The sequence below is a fragment of the Jeotgalibacillus haloalkalitolerans genome, from assembly GCF_034427455.1.
GTDB classification, from domain to species: Bacteria; Bacillota; Bacilli; order Bacillales; family Jeotgalibacillaceae; genus Jeotgalibacillus; species Jeotgalibacillus haloalkalitolerans.
Genome location: NZ_JAXQNN010000001.1, coordinates 793208 through 810329, shown reverse-complemented (window position 1 = coordinate 810329; position 17122 = coordinate 793208). Strand labels below are relative to the sequence as shown.

General features: G+C 37.6%; 14 protein-coding genes. 2 read left to right on the top strand and 12 right to left on the bottom strand.

What is annotated here, in order from left to right; genetic code table 11:
- Positions 1 to 651 precede the first annotated feature (651 nt).
- Positions 652 to 852 (bottom strand): response regulator, encoded by a 201-nt coding sequence (locus UFB30_RS16615; RefSeq protein WP_353962764.1) that lies wholly within the window; start codon positions 850 to 852, stop codon positions 652 to 654.
- A 503-nt stretch (positions 853 to 1355) separates the two neighbouring features.
- On the opposite strand from UFB30_RS16615, the gene UFB30_RS03855 reads away from it, so the two are divergent.
- Complete coding sequence (locus UFB30_RS03855; RefSeq protein ID WP_322420353.1) at positions 1356 to 2624, top strand: sensor histidine kinase; 1269 nt, start codon at positions 1356 to 1358, stop codon at positions 2622 to 2624.
- 222 nt (positions 2625 to 2846) lie between these two features.
- Here the strand turns inward: UFB30_RS03855 and UFB30_RS03850 are convergent, their stop codons facing one another.
- The 5 genes from UFB30_RS03850 to UFB30_RS03830 form a co-directional block, all read right to left on the bottom strand.
- Positions 2847 to 2984 carry a hypothetical protein gene (locus UFB30_RS03850; RefSeq protein ID WP_322420352.1) on the bottom strand — a complete coding sequence of 46 codons (138 nt, stop codon included), beginning with the start codon at positions 2982 to 2984 and terminating at the stop codon, positions 2847 to 2849.
- Between the two features lie 135 nt (positions 2985 to 3119).
- Positions 3120 to 3518: a hypothetical protein gene (locus UFB30_RS03845; RefSeq protein ID WP_322420351.1), complete on the bottom strand. Its 399-nt coding sequence runs from the start codon at positions 3516 to 3518 to the stop codon at positions 3120 to 3122.
- Positions 3519 to 3807: 289 nt separating this feature from the next.
- Positions 3808 to 4029 carry a hypothetical protein gene (locus UFB30_RS03840; protein WP_322420350.1) on the bottom strand — a complete coding sequence of 74 codons (222 nt, stop codon included), beginning with the start codon at positions 4027 to 4029 and terminating at the stop codon, positions 3808 to 3810.
- A gap of 110 nt (positions 4030 to 4139) precedes the next feature.
- Positions 4140 to 4460: a hypothetical protein gene (locus UFB30_RS03835; RefSeq protein ID WP_322420349.1), complete on the bottom strand. Its 321-nt coding sequence runs from the start codon at positions 4458 to 4460 to the stop codon at positions 4140 to 4142.
- Positions 4461 to 6081: 1621 nt separating this feature from the next.
- Positions 6082 to 9168 (bottom strand): DEAD/DEAH box helicase, encoded by a 3087-nt coding sequence (locus UFB30_RS03830; RefSeq protein ID WP_322420348.1) that lies wholly within the window; start codon positions 9166 to 9168, stop codon positions 6082 to 6084.
- 528 nt (positions 9169 to 9696) lie between these two features.
- Here UFB30_RS03830 and UFB30_RS03825 point away from each other — a divergent pair.
- Positions 9697 to 10326: a sensor histidine kinase gene (locus UFB30_RS03825; protein ID WP_322420347.1), complete on the top strand. Its 630-nt coding sequence runs from the start codon at positions 9697 to 9699 to the stop codon at positions 10324 to 10326.
- A 448-nt stretch (positions 10327 to 10774) separates the two neighbouring features.
- On the opposite strand, the gene UFB30_RS03820 is transcribed toward UFB30_RS03825, so the two are convergent.
- The 6 genes from UFB30_RS03820 to UFB30_RS03795 all read right to left on the bottom strand — a co-directional run bounded on the left by UFB30_RS03820 (position 10775) and on the right by UFB30_RS03795 (position 17055).
- Positions 10775 to 11146: a response regulator gene (locus UFB30_RS03820; protein ID WP_322420346.1), complete on the bottom strand. Its 372-nt coding sequence runs from the start codon at positions 11144 to 11146 to the stop codon at positions 10775 to 10777.
- A 974-nt stretch (positions 11147 to 12120) separates the two neighbouring features.
- Complete coding sequence (locus tag UFB30_RS03815) at positions 12121 to 13476, bottom strand: GntT/GntP/DsdX family permease (RefSeq protein WP_322420345.1); 1356 nt, start codon at positions 13474 to 13476, stop codon at positions 12121 to 12123.
- 55 nt (positions 13477 to 13531) lie between these two features.
- Positions 13532 to 14680, bottom strand: a complete 1149-nt coding sequence (gene dgoD / locus UFB30_RS03810; protein ID WP_322420344.1) for a galactonate dehydratase — start codon at positions 14678 to 14680, stop codon at positions 13532 to 13534.
- Positions 14677 to 15330, bottom strand: a complete 654-nt coding sequence (locus UFB30_RS03805) for a bifunctional 4-hydroxy-2-oxoglutarate aldolase/2-dehydro-3-deoxy-phosphogluconate aldolase (RefSeq protein WP_322420343.1) — start codon at positions 15328 to 15330, stop codon at positions 14677 to 14679. Before UFB30_RS03805 ends, dgoD begins: the two co-directional genes overlap by 4 nt.
- An 11-nt stretch (positions 15331 to 15341) precedes the next feature.
- Entirely contained in the window at positions 15342 to 16289 is a 948-nt protein-coding gene (locus UFB30_RS03800; RefSeq protein ID WP_322420342.1) for a sugar kinase, read from the bottom strand.
- A gap of 13 nt (positions 16290 to 16302) precedes the next feature.
- Complete coding sequence (locus tag UFB30_RS03795; RefSeq protein WP_322420341.1) at positions 16303 to 17055, bottom strand: IclR family transcriptional regulator; 753 nt, start codon at positions 17053 to 17055, stop codon at positions 16303 to 16305.
- Between the last annotated feature and the right edge of the window lie 67 nt (positions 17056 to 17122).

Genomic DNA, 17122 nt, shown 5'->3' with positions numbered 1-17122 from the left:
TTAAAAACTAACATTTATTACAGATTTTATTTAATATAGCGCCATGTGCTATTTAAGGTATATGCTTCGCCGGAAAACACTTCTTTTTTTACAAGTAATGACAAGAAAAGAGAAAATTGAACTTCAATCATTAAAACGAGAAAGAAAACCTGTAAGATTACTTATTTCACTTATAATCTGGATGTCCGTCGGCAGAACATCTCAACCCTTTCGCTGTATATAAAACTCAAAAAGCCCGCTGACAAGGCTATGCATAGACTTGTTAGCGAGCTTATAGATTAATTTCATTACACTGATAGATCATAGATACATAAAAGCCCTATTAATTAAAGGGCTTTTATGTATATTGACAAAGAGATTTGCCACATGACAGATGGCATATTCGATAATATACAATGTACAATATTTTTTGAATAGTATTTCTAAATAAAACCTGAATCATTTTTAAACAAAAAATCATTTGAATTTAATTCATTGACTCATTCTTTACCTGGTTAATGTGTTTACCCTCACCTTTTTTTAGCAATTTTAATTAAAGCTGAGTTTTGCATTCGTATTTTTATTCTGAAGAGAATAAACCTTAAGCAATATGATTTTTTATCTACTATTAATTGCTTGATTAATTTGTAAAGTTTAATTGGGCTATATGGTTTAATCATATCCCACATTGCAGGCTTCTTCAGTAAGAAGACCTGCCTTATTTGAACTGACAATCAGCATAATGATCCGTATGAGAAGGTATTCACCCTCAAGTTTTTTGATTAACGTAAGACCAGTCAATTCAGGCATAATATTGTCAAGTATACAAAAATCGAACTTCTCACTTAATAGCTTTTCTAAAGCACTAGTGATATCTTCAGCAAATACTAACCCGGCACTTAAACACTCCAGCTTTTCTTTAACGAGCAGCCCTGATAAATATTATCATCTGCGATCAGTATTTTAATTAAAGACATCTCCCCAGGATATTGTGTAGTCTTTTAATATATACATAAAGCCGATCAGTAAATTTCAGATATGAAAATAAACACAGTACGAAAACATACTAGTAAAAGGATACTGAAAACTCCATTTTTTCAGATCTTGTTTTGTTCTGTTTCAGTTCTCAGTTATTTCTAATTTATCTTGTGAATTTTCACAAATATTCAACAATCAAATTGAACTGTCTGTCTTCAAAAGGTAAAATAAGATTTATACAGTTTCCTTTTGACTTTCATATAAAGTCTTGTAGCGATTAAAAATTTTCAGGAAACCGGACAGTGCTTGAGTTTCACTGTCCGGTTTTCAAATTACTGATATCAAAGTAACTTCAGACTTTAAATTTATGTTTTAATGAAAAGGAGGAGGAAACATAGATGATTGTAGCAGACTTGAAAACGCTTACTCTGGTGATCATGATTTTAAGTTTCATGTCGTTTGCCTTAATGCTTCATCTGTGGAGAATTAATATAACGATTAAAGGTCCGGCGTTATGGACTTTATCTGCTGCGATATCATTTATTTCGTTTGCACCCTCAGCATTTTTCCATGGAAGCCTTGTTGTTTTTATAAATAATAGCGGCACAATCATCGGGGCGCTGATACTACTGGAAGGCATTTTAAGATTTCGAGGTTTTGGAGATGAACAAAAGCGTCTGAAGTACATCTTCTTATTATGTGGACTAGCAATTGTAATGGCTTATATAAACCAAATGAATCCAACGAACAGATACCTTTTTCACGACGCAGCTGTCGTTTTCATCTGTATTTCTTCTGCCGTTGCTCTTCTTTATAAAACTGATAAAACCCAGTTTTTCGTTCATCTATATGCAGCGATATCATTTTCGGTGCTTGTTCCTGTGTTTTCTTACAGGTGGTACCTAGCGTTTGATGGACAGATAGAAGTTCAACTGATCGGTTCTACACAACATGCATTTCAGACATTTCTATACATTGCTTATATTCCACATGTAATGGGGTGGGTTTTCGGATTTGTTCTGGCCCTATCATATAAAATGAGAAAACAACTTGAAGAAACACTTGAAGCAAGGTGGCTACAGGCTCAAATCCAGCCACACTTTATCTTCAACACACTTAATTCAATTAACGCGCTTTGTTCAATTGACCCAGATAAGATGCAGCAGCTCGTCAGTCATTTCGGTGACCTATTAAGAAGTAAATTCGATTCAGGATCATTTAACCGTCTCAAATCTCTGGAGGAAGAACTTTCAATCGCAAAATCATATTTATTCATTGAAAAAGTCAGATACGGTGATCGGCTGAACGTCATATGGGACATCGCCCCTGACACGGATAAATTCTTCATTCCTACCCTTACTATTCAGCCGATTGTTGAAAATGCAATCAAACACGGCATTATGAACAGGGCAAAAGGTGGGACGATTGAAATCAAAGCATTAAAAGACAACGATAATATGCTGGTAATCATCAAAGATGATGGTGTTGGAATGGACAAAAGAACAATAGAAAAAATCAACAAAAAGAAATTTGAAGAGTCCTTCGGGATCGGTCTGACAAATACCAACAAAAGATTGGAAAAAGCATATAGTACGGGATTAATGATTAAGAGCGATATCGATGAAGGAACTGAAATTTCTTTTGTAGTTTTACAGGATTGCGGGTGATACAAGGGGGACGGAGGTGATTGTATCATTATGGAATGTTTTTCACATATGATATAGTCGCTTCCGCTATTCTGCATCAAACCTGCCTAAATATACTTTCGCTATTTTAACTATCATCTTCCATTATGAGAATGCCATATCAAATTTTAATGCGGATTTGTTATTTATAATAATTACATATCAATAAGATAATTCAAAGTTCATTTTCACCTTCAACATTCATTAGTCTTCGCTCATAGCATCATCTTCTTTTTTAAATTCAAACATAACTTTCTCTTTATCCGGGTCCGCCTTCCATGCTTCAATTGAACATCCCGCCTTAAAAGTTCCTATTAATACAGTTAAGATAATTTTCTTCAAAAATACACCTCATTTCTTACTAAAATGGATAACTATAAAAATGCTCATTGGAAAAAGTTTCTTATTTAAAAGTTTGACAAACAGAGGAAAAGACACTATTTTATTTTTAGCAGACGGAATTAGTTATAGAATGAATCACAATTTCGGATTTTCTTCCACGAACCAATATTGGCAGTTGTGGCAAACGGTTAATATAAAGTACCCTTCTGAAAATTCACTCCAAATCCCCATGATTTCTTTCCAAATAGATAGCTTCTTTTCTGTGTTTTCATCAATACTTATCTTAATCATGGAAGAACGTTGACAAATCTCATATCCATTATGATAATCATCCAGACAAAACTGACACATTACTTCCATTACAACCTCACTTGATTTTTCCATACACAAAAAATGATTGTCAGTAAAAAAGTGAGAAATATATTCTAAAAGTCGTTCATCAAACTCTGCCAGGTCATTGTATGGGAAATCTTCAAATGACTTAGCACCCTGATAGTTTGCTATCAATAAGTTAGTATTTTTCACTTTATTCATATAAATGACCTCCATTCATAATTCACGTTCATTTCATGGTTCATATTTAGCTCAGGATCGTTTAATCAGTACACTTGCTTCTTCCCAAAACTCCGAAAAATGATCAGACAATTTTAACAGGTTCAGCCAGGCAGATGTGAGGATAAAGAGGTCTCGTTCAGCAATCACACAGATATGGTTTAGAAGGGAATTAAATATAGGATTGACCATTAATAATAAATAATATCTTTTGACTGCATATTTGAGATTTACGAAAAGCCCTCAATGCTTTTTGAAGGCTTCACTGACATTACTCACTGATTTTGACAATAGTTTCGATATAGGCTTTTTTTGATTTCCAATCCATTTTAAATTTGGGTCTGTATTCTCCAATTGGCGTAAATGCTTTTACATAGGGTTGAAAGAGATATTCATGTATGAAAATATTCTTAGCTCGTAAATTTAATTCTTTTGCAACGAGTTGCGGATACTCTGCTCTGGATTCAAAAATCAGTTGAATTTTCCTGTTCATTGGTATCACCTTTTTCAAGGTTTGATATCCTTCAATTAATTTAATGAAAATAGTAACTCTGTTAGTATATTTCCTTTGAAATCCTAGTAACTACTGACTTTTTGTGAACTTTATGTTTCGATTCCTCTGCTTTTTTCATATAAGCTTTTTACATAGCCCCTGATCTGATAAACTTTGTCGATTTCAAACTGGTCTTTTGGAAGGTCCATAATCGTCATATCCCCGATCATCATTTCTGCTTCTTTATCAGTAATAATGCCGTGTTTTGCCGCTGCGAGATAGCGTATTGTAGTTTTTCTCGCAAAGTCACTGCATATATCCAACTCATCGATTTTGAAGAGCGTTCCAGTTGTTTTGCAAAAACAGACGGCGGGTTGAATCACATCATGAAAGATTTCTCCTTTTTCGTTACGGATTGTAAATGTCTGCATGGTCATTTCCTCCTTTTACTTTTACTATTTTTATTTCCTATTTTCACCTATCCGACTGAACAGGTTCTTATAAATTTCTTTTTATTCGTTTAGTGACGAATAAAACTTTCCTGCTTAGCAGTTATGCTGTGTAAAGAAAGTCGCATTTACAACTGGAAATATCAGCAAATATCCCTAAATCAAAAAACCTTTTTTAGTGTGAAAAACAATACAAAAAAGCACCTCGACGTAAGGTGCTTTTTCAGTAGTTTCGAATATTCATCACAAACATGTAGAATTTCTTCATATTTACAGAAGGCTTATCATTTTAAGCTTGTTTACTTGATGAGAAAACTTCCAAAATGAAGAAGAAGCATAATTATAACCATTTGATATTCAGCACAGATTAACAAAAGATTTTTATTGATGTAAAGAAATTTATAAGAGCGATTTTAAAAGAATTCCTGTATCATTTTATTTTATTGAACCAACAGCTGAAATAGAGAATTCATATGAAGTAAAGCAAATCAAATTAACAAATTAGTTCAAAAAATTAACTGATTGCTATAATGCAAAGCCTTAAAACTTAAAATAACGCTACAATAATGTCACAGGAATGAAAAATAAATTTGACTTACGTAAGAATTAATTGATGTGGATTGAACTCTTTTCTTATTATTGAATTGTTAGAACAACTGCAACTTAACATCTCATGAGGAAACTTTATATTGATTTAATGAATTAATTAGAAACACAAAGTAATTACATAATGAAAAAAATATCTTTCTTCAAGGATGTTTTTAGTAGTTCAATACAGTTGAATTTTATATCAGCAAAACCAGTGTTAAAAAGGAGAAGAGTTATGAAAGATCAAAGAACCAAAGAAGCTGATTATCTCCAATTATTGATTTTTTGTGTAGCTGTTGGAATCTTAATCTTAGTATTCAATTTACCAAATCTACTATATATCGTTCTGATTATTTCGTGTTTTATTAACCTGATAGTCATACCAATAAAACACCGTAAATAGATTGTTATGTTACTGCCCTATCACTCATGGTTTTAAAATACCATACTTTCGTCACTTTCAATGTTTTAGTAACTAATTTGTTTGAGTATTAACAACTTATATATTAAAATCAATTTTCTTTTGGGTTTTTCCATTTTTAATCTTTTCTTCGTAGATGCAAAGACCATATCTCAAAAAAGCCTCTTTTATTAGTTGTTTTTTCTCGGGATGATGCCATCCTTTATCGTATTGTACATGGCTAGTATTACATGATGAAAGATGGAGACGACTCTATACGTGAACGTCAAATTGAATTGTCAAAATCGTGTTTAGGACAGGAAGATATTTTCCCCAAAAAAAGCAAACCGCCTGTGCTCCCCAGCATAAGGTACGGTTTACTTCTGTACTGACGTGCAGTCGCCGTTGAAGCAATGCGTGTGTGCTATAAACCGATGGGCGTGTCCAGCAGCAAAAGCTAAGTATATTTGTATCGTTGTAGTTACACTTATAAATAACGATCCAGCATAGCCTTCCTAAAGTGCTTTAATCACTCACTTGCGATTTTCACTTACACAATTGACTTGAATTATCAGTTCTTTGGACAGGGAGATTTTTTAAGTTTATTTTTTAAAATCAGCTATTATAGTCCTCAATGATAGAAATCGTAGTGTTTGCAACATTACTTCCTAACGACGCATACAACGCTTTATCTCCGATCACATAAAACTCCTCTTTCGCTCTGGTAGCTGCAACGTTCATCATATTAGGATCAGAAACAGCCCATCTTGCCGCTCCTGCACTATTTGAGTCAGCCCCAAGAACAAAATATACGATCTTTGCTTCTTTTCCTTGAAAAGTATGCACAGTTCCTACATTTGTACTTTTACCGTTTTCACGTTTTGTAAAATTAATTTCATCTAAGGTTTTAGCAAGCTTATAAGCTACATTTCTGAATGGGGATATAACATAAATGTCGTCAATTAATTTTGGGTTTTCCTGAATTTTTTCCTTCATTAAACTTTTCAACAACTCTGCTTGTTCCTTAACAAACTTGTCGTTCGCATTCCCGGCTGAATCATACCATTTTGACTTCCCTATCGCAGCAGCTTCTGATTTCCCTTGAACCATCAACCCATCATATGATAGTTCATTAGCGATAGTGAACATTGGATAGTTAGAACGTCTGTGAACCCAAAGGGGAATTCCAATCCACTCGTCCTCATTCTTTTGGAATCCATACTGGCTGGCATCATCTACAATCGTTTGAGTAGAAGCATCAGTTGAAATAAATTTTTCATTTACGTTGTGATGTCTCCCAATCAGCGATAGCACGTTCGAATCCAAAGTTAATACTGGTTTTATTTGTGATGGATCGCCTACTACCAACACCTTTTTACTTCTAAATATTGCTCCTACACTAGCTTGTGGAAGGGCTTGACCTGCTTCATCGACAAACAAATTTCCAATAGAATTTTCACCAAGATTTTTAAACATGCGCCCAAAACTTGCAAAAGTAGTACTAACAACTGGAATGGCGAAGTTTAACCACTGCCATGATTCTGTTACTAATTCATTACCGTTTTCTCTTTCTAAGTATTCAGATTGCTTCCCCCAAATGATTCTTGCCGCTTTCAAACTTTTTACGTTTTCAAATAGAAATTGCTTTCTAACCTTTAAAGCGGCGATAAACAGCTCAGACTGCAACACACGAAAATCCTTCTCAAACCAGGGGTTAGACTTTTGCAAGTCCTCATACGACAGTGAGAAATCAACTTCTTTTATGTCCCGTTTAACTTTATTTTTTTCTAATTTAAGCACTTCATTTTTATATTTAATGATCCTGTCTTTTTTAGTTTTTTCCCAGGCGCTAAATTCAGTTGCTAATTTTTGAATGATCTTTTCAATCTTTTTGGTATTAGATACATTAACTTCTATTTTGTGATTGATTTTCCTCTCTTGCTTTTGTATTTTGACTTTCTGTTGTGTAAGAGCTTTTAAGTTGTTGTTAGCACCATTAAGCTGGTCAAAATAGGTTTGAACCTGTGACCTATTGAATATTCTTCTTAAAAAACCAGGCTTTTGTAATTGAATTGTTTCATAATCTCTTAAAGCTTGATTGTATTCATCTGTTATAGTCTCCATCTCTATTTCCGTATTTGTTAGATCTTGTTTCAGGTTCAAATTTTCATTATTTAATCTCATTAACTTATGATTCTCTTCTTCTTTCCTTATATTTAAAGCCACTCGTTTCTCTTCTGCTTCTCGTTCAAAAGAAATAGTATATTCTCTTAGCTGTTTTCTTAGTTTTTTTAGCTTAGCAGCATTTAAATAGTACTCTTGAACTTCCGCTCTCTTTTTCTTCAACTGATGGTGTAGATTTAAAAACTCCTGATATATAGCTGGATTAGGTTGATAATCATCAGTTAAATGTTTGTCGATAAATTCAATCGTCATTAATAATTTATTTATATTGGCTGCAGCTCCCCCTTCAAGTGAAAAGACCCCCCAGTTTTCTTCCTCCAAAGGCTCCATTTTCATCTTACTGCTTTTCCCATAACCTTCAGTACTTAATGTAGAATTGGAGATATCCTTAAAATAATCTGCTTCCATTAGCAAGTTTTGAAAAGTAGCGTCAATACTCTCTTTCTTAGGTAGCTCCGTTACAATGTTTTGAACTGCGCCATTGTTTGAACTTGCAACTATGATATTCTTACTTGAAATGGAAGTTGGCAGAGCACCAAATTTACCTTTTTCTTTGTAATAGACCAGATCACGGTTTATACTCTTGTCTGAAAGTTGTGAGATTTCAACTGCCTGCTGGACAACTAAATCAGCAAATATATCTTTCAACAATGTTGTTTTTCCTGTTCCCGGTGGACCATTAACACTTCGAAGAGTATTGGCATCATTTAAAGCCAAATTTACCGCTGTTTGTTGCATAAATGATAGCGCATACTCCGGATTGCTCGGAAAGCGCCCTAATGGATAACACTCTGGTTGTAAGATCCAATCTTCATAAATATTCGGGTTAAAGTGCTCCGACTTTTTGTTTCCATCAAGATTTTTCCGTTCTCCGAAAAATCCCTGAAAATATCTATTCAAGTTTTTATTATTTATCGCTTTTGCCTTATTCATATCTTCAATGAAAAAGGAATGTAAGTTAACATCTCCATTGTCCAGGTTTTTCACGAATGAGTAACGAAAATTTGTATGAGATACTTTGTATTGATCGAAAAGTTTTGTAATGGTTGTATTGAAATCTTCACTGAATTCTCTGTTTAAATCTTCTTTATATGTTTCCTCAAATCCATAAAAATCTTCTATTAAATCTCCATGGTTACGAATATATCCGCTCATTGTATAAAAAAACTTATCAGAAATAAAATTTAACTCGTTATCGAAATAGATTGAGAGCGTAAACTTGTCTGAGCTGCTAATTTCTTCATCAGTTTTATCAAGCTTGTATTTCTTCCTCAATATTTCAACGACTTCCTGAAAATTGAAAATGTCTAAATACAAAACCAAACCGGATTTTTTGAAAGAATTGTCTGAAATGCCCTGTATCTCTTTTTGATTATTTAAAAAGTTTTTAAAATAACCATGCCAATTCTCATCTAAAGATTTCAATGGCTTTAAAGACGTATCTTTCCTATTAATGGAGCCTTCAGATAGTTGTTCGATCGTGATCCATGCATCTAAAATGTCATTAATCTTATTCATTGCTACCTCCTTGTATGACTGGTCACCTAAACTTAAGCAATATACAAATTTACGTTTGGCACCCCGTAAAGATCCCGCTTTTTAACCGTTTTATACAATTTAGTGCATAATATATTGTATGTATAATGCAAAACAGCTTAGTTTAATACTTAAATTGTATTTTATCGATAGCTTTTTAGATACACAACAAGATTTTTAAAATGATTTTTCCAAAAGCTTATAACTTTAAACTCTATCATTACATAATCGTATGTTAAACCAACTCCCTCCCCTATTTTGCATTCTTCTTGTTGAACCACTGTTTTATCCAGACAATCAGAATATTTTGATTGACCAAAAGTGTAAAATTTTATCGAGCAAAAACGGAACACTATAGTGCTTAATCAGCAGAGTAGCGATGGAAGATGCCTTTATAAACAATTAACAGGCGTGTGATTCAGTGACGTCTATACAATTGACTTGAATTATCAGAATCGTATTTAGGACAGGCAGGTTTCACTAGGAGTCGGACTGGCGCTCTTATATATAATGAGAAAACAGCTTGAAGATACACTCGAAGCAAGATGGCTCCAGGCACAAATTCAGCCGCACTTTATCTTTAACACACTGAATTCCATCAGTGCACTCAGTGATATTGATCCAATTAAAATGCAACACCTTATAGGACATTTCAGTGATCTCTTAAGAAGCAAATTTGATACAGGCTCATTAAATCGGTTTACTTCTTTACAAGAAGAACTGTCTATCACGGAATCATATTTATTTATAGAAAAAGTCCGGTTTGGCAAGCGGTTGAAAATTATTTGGGATATTGATGAGGATATTAGTGAATTTTTTCAACCTACACTCACGATTCAACCAATCGTTGAAAATGCTTTAAAACATGGAGTGGTAAAGCAAACTAGAGGCGATACTATAGAAGTCAGAGCTGAGAAAGATCAATACAATATGAAAATTACCATTAAAGACGACGGTATTGGGATGAAAAAAGAAACCGTTGACTACTTAAACACAATGAAATTTGAAGAATCCCATAGAATTGGAATAACCAATACCAATAGAAGACTAAAGAAAGCTTTTGGCAAAGGTCTCAGAATTAAAAGTGAGGTCGGGGCAGGTACGGAGGTTTCATTTATTATTTTTAGAAGTTATGGATAATTGCGACGTAATATATGAAAAACATATCTTGACTAATAAATTATTCCCAACGTCGGATCTCCCTCTTAGCTGTAGGCATACTTTGCATATCAAACTCTTTCCATTTTGTGATTCTGCATTCTTCATCTTTTTGACTGAAGCTTTTGCTTGGTTGTTTAATTTCTTTACTACTACACCTTAAAAAGCTTTCTTCCCAAGCTAAGCATAACCTGGGAAGGGAGCTTTTATATTTGTCCCATTACACTGAACACTGATACCTGTTAAATCCATAAAACCATCTCGTTCAAAGGAAATAAGACCAGAATCATTTAACAAAAAATCATGTATAGTAAAGTCATATTGTCATGCTTTAACTTCTTAATTTGAATGCCTCTCATTTACAGCCCTTATCGAGCGTTCTAGTATCCTGTTGATAAAAAATTATATTATGATCAAGCATGACGGTACCTTAAGTAGTCGAACTATTAATTGACATTAATTCCTGAATTAATTGGTATAGCTTATTTGGACTATATGGTTTCGACACATAATGTCCCACACCACAAGCTTCGGCAGCTAGCTGATCTTCTTTTTGTACTCTGGCAGTAAGCATGATGATATGCTCAGGAAGATATTCACCTTCAAGTTTGTTAATTAACTCGATACCTGTTATTCCAGGCATGATATTATCCAATATACAAATATGGAACTTCTCACTCGATAACTTTTCCAAAGCACTAGTGCCATCTTCAGCAAATACTAACTCGACATTTAAACACTCAAGAGTTTCTTTAACAAGCAGCCTCGAAAATTTTTCATCGTCCGCGACCAGGACCTTCATTAATTCCACCTCCAGAACCTAACATGTTTCCAGTACCGAAAACAAAATATAGTACAACATTATTCTAATGTATAAAGGTAACAAAATCAGTTTAGTTCAGGTTGTGTTTAGTTTTAGATCAGATCTAAAACTTGCAAATGTGGAACGGGATTTACTGACTTTATTTAAGGGAATTTGGTTACTTGATCTCTCCAAATATTAAATCGCGAAAGTCTCTACTAATGCAAAGCTGGCTACTCTCTACAATATGTCTTTATTAACACAAAACCCCCAATACTACTTGGGGGTTTTGTGTGTATGAGAAATACTTTATGTGCCATTCGTCATTGGTAATACTAATTATACAGAAGATAAATTAGTAAAAAACATTAAAACTAAATAATAACTATCAGCCATCTAAATAACTAATATACCGCTATCCGCAAGGTCTGGCGAATGATACTGAAATCGAATTACTTTGATGGTGAGTATTTCTATAGAAGTGGTGCATGAAAGACATAAGAAGAATGGGGATATACGGTAAATAACTGTGAATTATCTGGACAATAACTGAATCATCCATATATATATATATTAAAATCATATTGTTAATGCTATGCTGTGGTGTATATCCACCCAATGGATAACGCACCTTTGAGTCTTGATGACTCAACTCCTCCAAGTTAAAAATTCACCCTTGGAGGAGATTTTTTCTTGTCATGTATCTTTAGTTAAAAGGAACGTATATCTGTATTTTAATTATATGAGAAATTTATTGCAGTTGATATAAGCAAGAAATATATAGAGTGTCTGAAATGACTTAAACTAAGTCTATGATTTCACCGTCCTACTATCATCGCCTGTTACCCGACATTATGATACGGTAATTTAGTTTCCGTTTCGAAATAAACACCTCTAAAAATTCACAAGGGGTCGCAGGTGATGTTTCAAAATGTTAATGATTACTTTCCTCCGTCCTCCTTTATTAAAAAAACCTATGCAATAAACAAACTAATCCCAAACACCACACCAAACCCGACAAACCCAATAATCGTCTCCATCACAGTCCAGGTCTGCAGCGTCTCTTTCTCTGTCAATCCGAAGAACCGGTTAACGAGCCAGAAGCCTGAGTCGTTGACGTGAGAGAAGACGGTTGCGCCTGATGCGATTGAGATAACGAGAAGGCCAAGCATTGGTGCTGATACGTCGACGACTTCGAGTACAGGGGCGATCAGACCGGCTGCTGTGATCATGGCAACGGTTGCTGAGCCCTGTGCGACGCGGACGAATGTTGCGATGATAAAGGCAAGCACGATTAATGGCATGCTGGATTCAGCCATCATGTTGCCCAGGACGTCACCGACACCGCTGTTGATCAGTGTCTGCTTGAATACACCGCCGGCTCCGGTAATTAGGATGATAATTCCGGCAGGTTCAAGTGATTTTGTAGCGATTTTCTGGATTTCTTCCTTTGTATAGCCACGCTTTGTTCCAAGGAAATAGAAAGTCAGTAAGGTTGAAATCGTTAGCGCTACGAACGGATGACCGATGAATGTAAATAATTCACGAACGCCGTTGCCTTCTGGCAGTACCGCTCCTAAAACTGTATTCAGGATAATCAGGAATAATGGAATTAAGATTAAGACGGCTACTAAAAGAAAGCTTGGTAATTCTTTTTCCTCGTATTCTTTATTGTTGAACTCATTTTCAACGATATATTCCGGTACTTTGACGTGAATTTTTCTTCCTATGTAACGGCCGAATACAGGTCCAGCTAATACCATGGCTGGAATACCGGCAAGTACACCGAACAGAATAACCCATCCTAAGTCTGCATTTAACACAGATGCTACTGCGATCGGACCTGGTGTCGGTGGAACGAAGCTGTGTGTGACAGCGAGTCCGGCGAGCAGCGGCATTCCGAAGTAAAGCAGTGATTTCTTCGTTTTCTGTGCAAGGCTGTAGATGATCGGCACGAGAATGACAAGTGCGACATCAAGGAAGATCGGAATTGCAACAATAAAGCCCGTTAACCCGAGCGCCCATTGCACTTTTCCTTCTCCAAATTTATTGACCAGGGTATGCGCAAGTCTTTCAGCACCACCTGATACTCTCAGCAGCTCACCAAACATTGCACCAAGGCCAACGACAACTGCGATAAATCCGAGTGTTCCGCCCATTCCTTCTTCAATTGAGATGATAATTTCCTGAAGCTCCATTCCTGACGCGATCCCGATGAATAAACTTGAGATCAGCAGGGCAACGAATGCCTGGAGCTTTGATTTCATGACCAGAAACAGCAGTAAAGATATGGCCAGAATCGTTACGATAATTAAACCGCCTGATGACATGTGAATAACCTCCCCTTATTAAATCCTTCTGAAATCTTCCGATAAAACAATCAATCTACCATTCTGCGATGGTGCCGTCTGCATGTCTCCATACAGGGTTTTTCCAGTTGTGTCCCTTCTCAGCAAGCTTACGGACGTGATCTTCGTTAATTTCAATACCAAGTCCAGGACCCTGCGGAATGTTCACATGCCCCTTTTCATAATGGAAAACGGATTTGTCTGTGATGTAATCAAGCAAATCACTTTCAACGTTGTAGTGAATCCCGAGACTCTGCTCCTGAATAAATGCATTGTGCGACGTCGCATCGACCTGCAGGCACGCAGCAAGGGCGATCGGACCAAGGGGGCAGTGAGGTGCGACTGCAACGTCATATGCCTCTGCCATTGAAAAGATCTTTTTACACTCAGTGATGCCTCCTGCATGGGACAGATCCGGCTGAATAATATCAGCGTAGCCGTCAGAGAGCAGCTTTTTGAATTCCCATCTTGAAAACATCCGTTCACCGGTTGCGATTGGGATATTTGTGTGCATCGCAATATCTCTGAGCGCTTCGTTATTTTCCGGCAGTACAGGTTCTTCGATAAACATCGGACGGAATGGTTCAAGCTCTTTCGCCAGAATTTTTGCCATTGGCTTATGTACTCTCCCGTGGAAGTCGATGCCGATTCCGATGTAGTCGCCAACTGCTTCACGAACCGCTGCAATCCGCTCTACTGTCTGATCAATTTTTTCATAAGAATCAACGTATTGAAGCTCTTCTGTCCCGTTCATTTTAACGGCGGTGAAGCCTGCATCAACTACTTCTTTTGCTGCGGTGCCGACGTCTGCGGGACGGTCTCCTCCAATCCATGAATATACGCGTATTGAATCGCGGCAGGCGCCTCCGAGTAATTGATGAACAGGCGCATTGAAGAATTTCCCTTTAATATCCCAAAGTGCCTGATCAATGCCGGCGATCGCACTCATGTGGATCGGACCTCCGCGGTAAAAGCCTGAGCGGTACATCATATTCCAGTGATCCTCTATTCGGGCCGGGTCTTTTCCGATCAGCTGCTCCATCAGTTCATGCACGCACGCCTTGACAGTGGAAGCCTTCCCTTCAATAACAGGCTCTCCCCACCCGGTGATCCCTTCATCCGTTTCAATTTTTAAAAACAGCCATCTTGGCGGCACCTGGAATAACTCATAGCCGGTAATTTTCATTTGGTGATTCCTCCCTTAAACTGATCTGCAATCAATGTAAAACGTCTTGCTTTCTCTGTTAAATTTGTCAGGTAAGGCTGATCGATTTCTGCTGTATACTGAACGAGCGAGCTTCCTAATCCGCAGGCCACTGCACCGGTTTTCAGGTAAGCTTCAAAGTTATCCAGACTCACGCCGCCTGTTGGCATCAGTGGAATATGACCAAGCGGACCCTTGATATCCTTTATGTAATCCGGACCGAGTGTGGTCACGGGAAATACTTTGACAATATCGCAACCGCTTTCAAATGCAGTGACAATTTCGGTTGGTGTCATGGCGCCCGGTATACTGACGGCTCCGTATCTCTTCGTCATTTTAATCGTCTCTGTATTGACAGAGGGTGACAGGATAAAGGATGCACCTGCGAGTAATGCTGCCCGGGCTGATTCAGGGTCAAGCACTGTACCGGCACCTACTGCCATGACATCCCCAAGCTCCTTAGACACGTATTCGATTGACTTGAGCGCACCTGGCGAGTTTAACGTAATTTCAATGACCTGAACGCCGCCTTCATAGAGTGCTTTTGCAATTTGAAGCACATCTTCAGGAGACTGTCCTCTTACAATAGGGACCATTTTGCTGTCGAGTATGCTTGTTAATGCAGTATTCATATGTACCTCTCCTATCTGCTTACATCTTCTTTGCTGTCTGCCATAAAATTCTCAAGCAGCCTGCGATCCGGCAGTCCTTCAATATCACCTGATGTCGTGGTGACCATTGCACCAATAGCACACCCGCGTCTGACTGCCTCTTCTCCTGAGAGTCCATCGAGCAGACCAGAAATAACACCTGCTGCAAACCCGTCTCCGGCACCAACCGGATCAATGGCCTTCACTTTAAATCCCGGGACGTATGTTTCTTCCCCGCCGGATACATAATAGGCTCCGTGCTCACCCAGTTTGGTAATGACTGTGCCTGCTCCGTTTTCAATAAAGCGCCGGGCGATTTCCTTTTCATCCTGAATGCCAAAGAGGAATTCACCTTCTGCAATACCCGGCAGCACAATGTCTGACTGTGCAGCAAGTTCAAGCAGAATCTTCCTTGCGTGTTCCTCCTCCCAGAGCTTTTTACGCAGATTGGGATCAAAAATAACTTTCACTGAATGCTTCTTTGCATATGTAATGGCCTGCTGAACCGCTTCAAGACAGGAGCTGCTTAACGCGGGCGTGATGCCCGTTATGTATAAGTACTTAGCCCGGGCGATATATGACTCGTCAATGTCTTCCGGCTGCAGATTACTCGCGGCTGAACGCTGACGGTAATAGTAAACCCTTACATGTTCCTCATTCAGCATTTCCTTCAGCATTAAAGCAGTTGGAGCAGTCGAATCTTTTAATACGTGGCTGACATCAATCCCTTCTCCCCTCACAAACGAGAGAACAGAGGCGCCAAGCTCGTCATCACCAACTCGGCTGATCCACCCGGTCTGATGACCAAGTCTTGATAGGCCGGTCATTGTATTCGTCTCAGCACCTGCAAAGGCTGACTGATAGTGGCGCGCATACCTCATCAGACCCGTCGTCTGCGGGGTAAAAGAGACCATCGTTTCCCCTAAGGTCACAACATCCATCGTGAAACCTCCCTTATGATTTGATATAGCCGAGCTTTTGCGAGATTGTCTCAGACACGGCTAACAGCTTCCCGGCTGCAGCTTCCTTGTTCGGCAGCATCCTATACTTCGGTCCCGCAATACTGATCGCAGCTGCCACCTCATTATTTGCATTAAAAACGGGCGCAGCGAGACAATATAAGCCTTCTTCATTTTCCTCATCATCAATTGAATAGCCCTGCGCTGAAAATTGCTTCAGCTGTTCGATCAGATCGGCTTTTGACGTGATCGTATTTTCAGTGATTTTGACTAATTCCTGTTCCTCAATGAGACTGTCCCTTTTTGCTTCAGGCAGGAAAGCAAGAAACGCTTTTCCAAGTCCGGTGCAATAGAGCGGCTTTCTGGAGCCGATCTTCGCGCCTGTCCGGATGGAGCGGTTATACTCCATCTTGGATACATAGACAAGCTCACCCTCTGATAAAACGGCCATAAATACCGTTTCCTGCACGTCCTCCATCAGCTCACGCAGGTGCAGCTCACCTTCTGACTGAACATCCAGCCCCTCCATCGCATTCGATCCAATATGGATAAGCTTTGGACCAAGCTTATATTGCTTCGTACCGGTCTGAATCAGATAATTTCTTGTACAAAGCGTCTGTACAAGGTTAAATGTACTGCTTTGTGGAAATGAAAGTGCCACACTGATTTCCTTCACAGTCAATCCCTCTGAATGTTCACTAAGTAACTCCAATATTTCCATTACACGAACGGCTGACTTTACTGACATCGCACACCTCTTCCATAAAAATCACATATATGATTTTAATTTCCATATATGATTTAATAAAATTGAG

Excerpts from the sequence above, each read along its gene's own strand:
- UFB30_RS03795 (WP_322420341.1), bottom strand. The coding sequence starts at position 17,055 with ATGTCAGTAAAGTCAGCCGTTCGTGTAATGGAAATATTGGAGTTACTT.
- UFB30_RS03855 (WP_322420353.1), top strand. The coding sequence starts at position 1,356 with ATGATTGTAGCAGACTTGAAAACGCTTACTCTGGTGATCATGATTTTA.
- UFB30_RS03840 (WP_322420350.1), bottom strand. The coding sequence starts at position 4,029 with ATGAACAGGAAAATTCAACTGATTTTTGAATCCAGAGCAGAGTATCCG.
- UFB30_RS03835 (WP_322420349.1), bottom strand. The coding sequence starts at position 4,460 with ATGCAGACATTTACAATCCGTAACGAAAAAGGAGAAATCTTTCATGAT.
- UFB30_RS03815 (WP_322420345.1), bottom strand. The coding sequence starts at position 13,476 with ATGTCATCAGGCGGTTTAATTATCGTAACGATTCTGGCCATATCTTTA.
- UFB30_RS03820 (WP_322420346.1), bottom strand. The coding sequence starts at position 11,146 with ATGAAGGTCCTGGTCGCGGACGATGAAAAATTTTCGAGGCTGCTTGTT.
- UFB30_RS03825 (WP_322420347.1), top strand. The coding sequence starts at position 9,697 with ATGAGAAAACAGCTTGAAGATACACTCGAAGCAAGATGGCTCCAGGCA.
- UFB30_RS03845 (WP_322420351.1), bottom strand. The coding sequence starts at position 3,518 with ATGAATAAAGTGAAAAATACTAACTTATTGATAGCAAACTATCAGGGT.
- dgoD (WP_322420344.1), bottom strand. The coding sequence starts at position 14,680 with ATGAAAATTACCGGCTATGAGTTATTCCAGGTGCCGCCAAGATGGCTG.
- UFB30_RS03800 (WP_322420342.1), bottom strand. The coding sequence starts at position 16,289 with ATGGATGTTGTGACCTTAGGGGAAACGATGGTCTCTTTTACCCCGCAG.
- UFB30_RS03805 (WP_322420343.1), bottom strand. The coding sequence starts at position 15,330 with ATGAATACTGCATTAACAAGCATACTCGACAGCAAAATGGTCCCTATT.
- UFB30_RS03830 (WP_322420348.1), bottom strand. The coding sequence starts at position 9,168 with ATGAATAAGATTAATGACATTTTAGATGCATGGATCACGATCGAACAA.